Genomic DNA, 6,502 nt, shown 5'->3' with positions numbered 1-6,502 from the left:
CTGATCGGCCTGACGATGATCCTGGAAGAGAATTTGGCTCAACGAAGCCGCCTACTTTTTAAGGATCGTCAGGCGCGAACACTCATCGTGGCGCGGGATACGAGCCCAAAAGACGCCGGATAGATTTTAAGCCACCCATTTCATCCGTTAATCAGTATTGCAAAAAAGGGGGTGACCATAGATTTCTCTTGGGAAAAGTAGGCAAAACCGCTTGCTCCTGCATACGGCCCTACGCTGCGCTCCGGGTCCCCTCGCTACGGCGCCTTCCGGGGCCACGCGGCCTACGACTTGCTACGCCAAGTCTACGGCTCGCGTCTTCGGCTAACGCCGAAGGTGCTGCGCACTGCCCCTACAGGCACCTTCGCTCGGCCTCCTGAAGTCGCGATCTGCGGCGCCTGAACTTGCGTGCATGAAGATCAAGATCAAGATCAAGATCAAGAACGAGCGGTTTTGGTTCCTTTTGCCAAGATGTATGGACCCGCCGTAAAGGCGGAAGGGGCCAGCAGCGGCGCCACATTGAATGGATAAACTCCCATCCGAAACCCAGTTCCGTCCCAAGATCATGCCCCCCGGGATTCCGTGAAGAATGTTTTTTTGTGTGACTTGATCGCCGGGCATCGGCCATCCGGACTAGGCGAGGCAAACGATTCTGCTGCGATCTCATCTGGCCAAACTCGTGGGCACCTCCGCCAGACGAGTAAAAGGCGCCGCGATGGAATTTGCATTCAACGACGAGCAGGAAATGATCCGTACTTCGGCAGAGGGCTTTCTTGCCGATGTTTCCGACTGTGCCGCCGTGCGGGCGGCGATGAGCAGTGATAGAGGGTATGACCAAGCCCTGTGGCAACGCCTGTGCAGCGAGATGTACTGGCCTGCCATCCACATTCCCGAGGCCTATGGCGGCCTCGGCCTGGGCTTTGTCGAATTGAGCATTCTGCTCGAGCAGATGGGCCGCCGGCTGTTCTGTTCACCGTTCTTCGCCACCGCCTGTCTGGCCACCCCAGCCTTGCTGCTGGCGGCAGACGAGAGGCAGAAAAATACCTGGCTGCCACGCATCGCCCAAGGCAGCGTGACCGCGACCCTGGCCTTTACCCGCGGCAGCGGTTGGGGCGCCGAAGATATCCAGGCCACGGTGAGCAGCGAAGGCGAGGGTTTTGTACTCGACGGTTGCTTCGGCCAGGTGATCGATGGCGACAGCGCCGATCTGCTGATCGTCGCTGCCCGCACGCCAGGCAGCGAAGGCGAGGCGGGTATCAGTCTGTTTGTCGTCGAGGCCGACAGCGCAGGCATCGACAGGCAGTGGTTGCCGACCATGGACCAGACCCGCCGGCTGGCGCGGGTGCATTTCAACCGTGTGTATCTGCGGCCCGAGGCGCTCTTGGCGCAGGCCGGCAATGGCTGGCAGGCCTTGCAGCAAGTGTTGCAACTGGCCTGCATCGGCCTGGCCGCGGAACAGACTGGCGGCGCCCAGCAGGTCCTGGACCTGAGTGTGGCCTACATGCAGGAACGTCAACAGTTCGGTCGGCCGATCGCCAGCTTTCAGGCCCTCAAACATCGCGCCGCCGACATGATGCTGCAGGTCGAGTGCGCACGTTCGGCAAGTTACTACGCAGCCTGCGTTGCCCAGGAAGTGCTCGACCCGCAAGGCGATCAGCAGGTGGCCGAGCAGTTGCCACTGGCCGCTGCCCTGGCCAAGGCCCAGTGCTCGCAAACCTACTTTCATTGTGCGGCGGAGTCGATCCAGCTGCATGGCGGCGTCGGTTTTACCTGGGAATACGACCCGCATCTGTATTTCAAACGTGCTCGCGCCAGCGAAAGCTATCTCGGCGCGCCGGCCTGGCATCTGCAACAGATCGCTACAGCAATCATCGGGGAGCAGCCATGAAGATCAGTTTCAGCGAACAGGACGAACGCTTCCGTCAGGAGCTCGCCGACTGGCTGGCCGCCAACCTCTGCGGGGAGTTCGAACGCCTGCGTTTTCGCGGCGGTCCGGGCGATGAGCACATGTTTCCCGAGGAACGCAAAGCCTGGGAACGCAGGCTTGCCGAAGGCGGCTGGACCTGTGTCGGTTGGGCGCCGGAGCACGGTGGTCGTGGCCTGTCGATCAACCAACAGGTGATCTTCCACGAAGAGTACGCCCGCGCCGGTGGCCCCGGGCGGATGGGGCATATCGGCGAAGGCCTGGCGGGGCCGACCATTGCTGCGTTCGGCAATGACGAGCAGAAACGCCGCTTGTTGCCCGGCATTGTCAATGGCACGCAGTTCTGGTGCCAGGGCTATTCGGAGCCGGGCGCAGGTTCCGACCTTGCCAACGTCAAGACCCGCGCCGCCCTGGACGCCCAGAGCGGCACCTGGTTGATCAACGGCCAGAAGGTCTGGACCTCGCTGGCCCATGAGTCGGACTGGTGCTTTGTGATCGCCCGTACCGAGCCCGGCAGCGTTGGCCATCGCGGGCTGTCGTTCCTGCTGGTGCCGATGGCCCAGGCCGGGATCAGCGTGCGACCGATCGAGCAGATGACCGGCACTTCGGAATTCAACGAAGTGTTCTTCGATAACGCCCGGACCGACGCCGCCAACATCATCGGCCAGCCAGGAGATGGCTGGAAGATTGCCATGGCGCTGCTCGGTTTCGAGCGTGGGGTCTCGACCCTGGGCCAGCAGATGCAGTTTCACAACGAGCTGAGCGAGATCATCGCTATCGCCAAAAGCAACGGCGCGGCCCGCGATCCGATCCTGCGCCAGCGCCTGGCCGAGGCATGGTGTGGCTTGCGGATCATGCGCTACAACTCGCTGCGCATGCTCTCCGGCCCCCAGGACGGCTCCCTGCGCAAGGAAGCCACCATCTACAAGCTGTTCTGGTCCAGCTGGCACGCCAATCTCGGCAAGCTGGCCATGGACGTGCTCGGCCCCGCAGCGGAGCTGCTCGAGGCCGCCCCCTATCAGCTCACCCGGCTGCAATCGCTGTATCTGTTCAGTCGCGCCGACACCCTGTACGGCGGCAGCAACGAGATCCAGCGCAACATCATTGCCGAGCGCGCCCTGGGCATGCCCAAGGAAGCGCGCCTGCGTCCCTGACCTGAGGAGTTTGTCCATGTCCACCCCCCACTATGTTGCAGGCCATGGCCTGTTGCGCGGCAAGTCGGTGCTGATCACCGCCGCGGCAGGTTCCGGTATCGGCTTTTCCGCCGCCTTGCGCGCAGCCGAAGAAGGCTGCCGGGCCCTGATGATCAGTGACATTCACCAGGGCCGCCTGGCTGAGGCTGTGGCGAAGATCCGCGAAGCCACGGGGCTTTCGCAGGTTTTCGGCGAGCTGTGTAACGTCACCGATGAAGCCCAGGTGCAACACCTGATCAGTTGCGCCGAGCGCGACCTGGACGGTGTCGATGTGCTGATCAACAACGCCGGCCTCGGCGGTTCCCGAGCCCTGGTCGAGATGCCGGATGAGGAATGGAACCGGGTGCTCGACGTCACCCTTACCGGCACCATGCGCATGACCCGCGCCATCCTGCCGAAGATGATGGCGCGCCGCGCCGGGGTGATCGTCAACAATGCCTCGGTGCTCGGCTGGCGGGCGCAGAAAGAGCAGGCGCATTACGCCGCCGCCAAGGCTGGGGTGATGGCCTTGACCCGTTGCGCTGCGGTCGAGGCTGCCAGCCATGGGATTCGTATCAATGCGGTCAGCCCGAGTATCGCACTGCATGACTTTCTCGCGCGTTCCGCGCCCCAGGCCGTGCTTGAGCAACTGGCGGCGAACGAAGCCTTCGGCCGCGCCGCCGAAGTCTGGGAGGTGGCCAACGTGATGATGTTCCTGGCCAGCGACTACAGCTCGTACATGACCGGCGAAGTGCTGTCGGTTTCCAGCCAGAGGGCCTGAGCATGAGCCGAATCTTCGACACGCCCCAGGCCTTGCTCGACGCCGAGGGCGAGGTGCTGGGCGTCAGCCAATGGCTGGCCATCGACCAGGCGCGTATCAACCTGTTCGCCGACGCCAGCGGCGATCACCAGTGGATTCATGTCGACCCGCAACGTGCCGCCACGGGCCCGTTCGGTGCCTGCATCGCCCACGGTTACCTGAGCCTGGCCCTGGTCAACCTGTTCCTGCCGCAGATCGTCGACGTGCGCGGGATCGCCATGGGCGTCAACTACGGTTGCGAGCGGGTGCGCTTTCCCAACGTGGTGCGGGTTGGCTCGCGGGTTCGCGGCAACGCCCAGTTGATCAAGGTCGAGCAGGTCGGCGGCGGGGTCCAGGCGGTCATCCGCGTCACCGTCGAGATTGAAGGCCAGGAGCGTCCTGGTTGCGTGGTCGACACCATCAGCCGTTATTACCCCGCCTGAGTCAAAGGCTCAGGCATTCGAGGAAGTGAGCATGAATGAAGCTGTAATCGTCTCTACTGCCCGCACGCCGATCGGCAAGGCTTTTCGCGGTGCCTTCAACGATACCGAGGCGCCGGCCCTGGGTGGCCATGTCGTGCGTGAGGCGGTGCGCCGTGCCGGGATCGCCGTCGACGAGGTCGATGACGTGATCATCGGTGCCGCCGCGCAGCAGGGCACCCAGGCCTACAACCTCGGCCGCCTGTGCGCCATCGCAGGCGGCTTGCCGCCCTCGGTCGCCGGGATGGCCGTTGAGCGCCAGTGCGCCTCGGGCCTGATGAGCATTGCCCTGGCGGCCAAGGGCATCATCTGCAATGAAATCGACATTGCCGTTGCCGGTGGCCTGGAGTCGATTTCGCTGGTGCAGAACAAGCACAAGAACCTCTATCGCAATCAGTCCTCGGCGGTGCTCGAGCGCGATCCCCATGCTTACATCCCGATGATTGAAACCGGCGAAATCGTCGCACAGCGCTACGGCATTTTGCGCCAGGAACAGGACGCCTATGCCCTGCAGAGCCAGCTGCGCACGGCCAATGCGCAAGCCGCCGGGCTGTTCGACCAGGAGCTTGCGCCGCTGACCACGCGCAAGGCGATCATCGACAAGGCCAGCGGCGAGACCCGCTACGACACCGTGACCCTGTTGCGTGACGAATGCAATCGCGCCGACACCACCCTGGCCAGTCTCAGCGCCCTGGAGCCGGTGTGGCAGGGCGGGCAGTGGACCGAAGCAGGGCGCTTCATCACCGCTGGCAACGCCTCGCAACTGTCCGACGGCGCTTCGGCATCGGTGTTGATGAGCGCAAAGCTGGCCGAACAGCGAGGCCTCGCCCCGCTGGGCATCTATCGCGGCCTGGCCGTGGCCGGTTGCAATGCTGACGAGATGGGCATCGGTCCGGTATACGCCATCCCGAAACTGCTCAAGCGCCATGGCCTGAAGGTCGAGGACATCGGCCTGTGGGAGCTCAACGAAGCCTTCGCCAGCCAGGTCCTGTACTGCCGCGATACCCTGAGCATCGACAACCAGCGGCTGAACGTCAACGGCGGGGCGATTGCCATTGGCCATCCATTCGGTATGTCGGGTGCGCGGATGGTCGGCCACGCCCTGATCGAGGGCAAGCGCCGTGGTGTGCGCTACGTGGTGGTGAGCATGTGCATCGGCGGTGGCATGGGTGCCGCTGCGCTGTTCGAGGTGGCCTGAGCATGAACAAACCGACTGCACAGGAAGTCCAGGTGCTGATGGCGCGTTATGTCGAGCGGGTCGATGCCGGTGATATCGAGGCGATCGTGCAGATGTACGCCGACGATGCCACGGTTGAAGACCCGTTCGGCCAGCCGCCGATCCGCGGCCGTGAACAGATTGCGGCGTTTTACCGCCAGGGTCTGGGGGCCAGCAAGGTCAACGCGCGTCTGACCGGGCCGGTACGGGCCAGCCATAACGGCTGTGGGGCGATGCCGTTTCGCGTCGAGATGATCTGGAACGGCCAACCCTGTGCGCTGGATGTGATCGATGTGATGAGCTTTGATGAGCAAGGCCGGATCCGCACCATGCAAGCCTACTGGAGTGAGGTTAACCTGAGCGTGCAGGCACCGGCGTGAAGGTACTGCAAGGCTCACCCCGTCGGGGTGTGGCCTTGCAGGTGGGGGTCGATGAAGTCGGGGTTCTGAGTGCGCCCGCTTTCATAATACGCCCCGAGGTTCTCGGCGATCTGCCGTACCACCTTAACGAATGATCCGCGCAACAGGCGCTCGACCAGGCGTCCGCCACGCAGGTGATAATGCAGGCTGGTGGTAATCCGCGTGCCTTCACCTTCGGCCTGCAAGGCATAGTGGAAACAGGCCTGGCGAAACGGTAGAGGGGCTCCGGCATTGCCCTTGTGCAGCATCAGGGCGAAGCCTTGGCGTTCCTGCCAGTGCACCACGCTTTCATCGAGCCATTGGCCGCCCTTGCGAAATACCCGGCGACTGGCGCCCAGTCCTTCCTGCGGACCGGGATGAAAACGGCAGCCGGTCAAGCCGGGGACATAGTACGGGGCGAGGCTGAGGTCACGGAGTTTGTCCCAGGCAGCAGCCGGAGAAAGGTTGAGCACAACGCTGTGGCTGGCAATGACAGGCATCGATTTGTTCCTTTGCG

At 63.4% G+C, this 6,502-nt stretch carries 7 protein-coding genes; 6 read left to right on the top strand and 1 reads right to left on the bottom strand.

All coding sequences use genetic code 11. The features are described from left to right. Positions 1-712 precede the first annotated feature (712 nt). Genes ACRESH_RS22105 through ACRESH_RS22080 form a run of 6 tightly spaced genes read left to right on the top strand, consistent with a single transcriptional unit; the run spans position 713 to position 5,967 of the window. Positions 713-1,885, top strand: a complete 1,173-nt coding sequence (locus ACRESH_RS22105) for an acyl-CoA dehydrogenase family protein (protein WP_431743976.1) — start codon at positions 713-715, stop codon at positions 1,883-1,885. Further along, positions 1,882-3,075, top strand: a complete 1,194-nt coding sequence (locus ACRESH_RS22100; protein WP_431743975.1) for an acyl-CoA dehydrogenase family protein — start codon at positions 1,882-1,884, stop codon at positions 3,073-3,075. Before ACRESH_RS22105 ends, ACRESH_RS22100 begins: the two co-directional genes overlap by 4 nt. Before the next feature lie 16 nt (positions 3,076-3,091). After that, the gene (locus ACRESH_RS22095) at positions 3,092-3,874 is read left to right on the top strand and encodes an SDR family oxidoreductase (protein ID WP_431743974.1); all 783 of its coding nucleotides are present in this window, start codon (positions 3,092-3,094) and stop codon (positions 3,872-3,874) included. A 2-nt stretch (positions 3,875-3,876) separates the two neighbouring features. Beyond that, entirely contained in the window at positions 3,877-4,335 is a 459-nt protein-coding gene (locus tag ACRESH_RS22090; RefSeq protein ID WP_431743973.1) for a MaoC family dehydratase, read from the top strand. Between the two features lie 31 nt (positions 4,336-4,366). Then, a complete protein-coding gene (locus tag ACRESH_RS22085) occupies positions 4,367-5,569 on the top strand; it encodes an acetyl-CoA C-acyltransferase (RefSeq protein WP_431743972.1) in 1,203 nt (400 codons plus the stop codon). A 2-nt stretch (positions 5,570-5,571) separates the two neighbouring features. Then, the gene (locus tag ACRESH_RS22080; RefSeq protein WP_431743971.1) at positions 5,572-5,967 is read left to right on the top strand and encodes a steroid Delta-isomerase; all 396 of its coding nucleotides are present in this window, start codon (positions 5,572-5,574) and stop codon (positions 5,965-5,967) included. A 14-nt stretch (positions 5,968-5,981) separates the two neighbouring features. On the opposite strand, the gene ACRESH_RS22075 is transcribed toward ACRESH_RS22080, so the two are convergent. Beyond that, positions 5,982-6,485, bottom strand: a complete 504-nt coding sequence (locus ACRESH_RS22075; protein ID WP_431743970.1) for an SRPBCC family protein — start codon at positions 6,483-6,485, stop codon at positions 5,982-5,984. Between the last annotated feature and the right edge of the window lie 17 nt (positions 6,486-6,502).

The sequence above is a fragment of the Pseudomonas sp. genome (assembly GCF_050739775.1).
Lineage (GTDB): Bacteria > Pseudomonadota > Gammaproteobacteria > Pseudomonadales > Pseudomonadaceae > Aquipseudomonas.
This window is presented reverse-complemented; position numbering and strand designations above follow the sequence as displayed.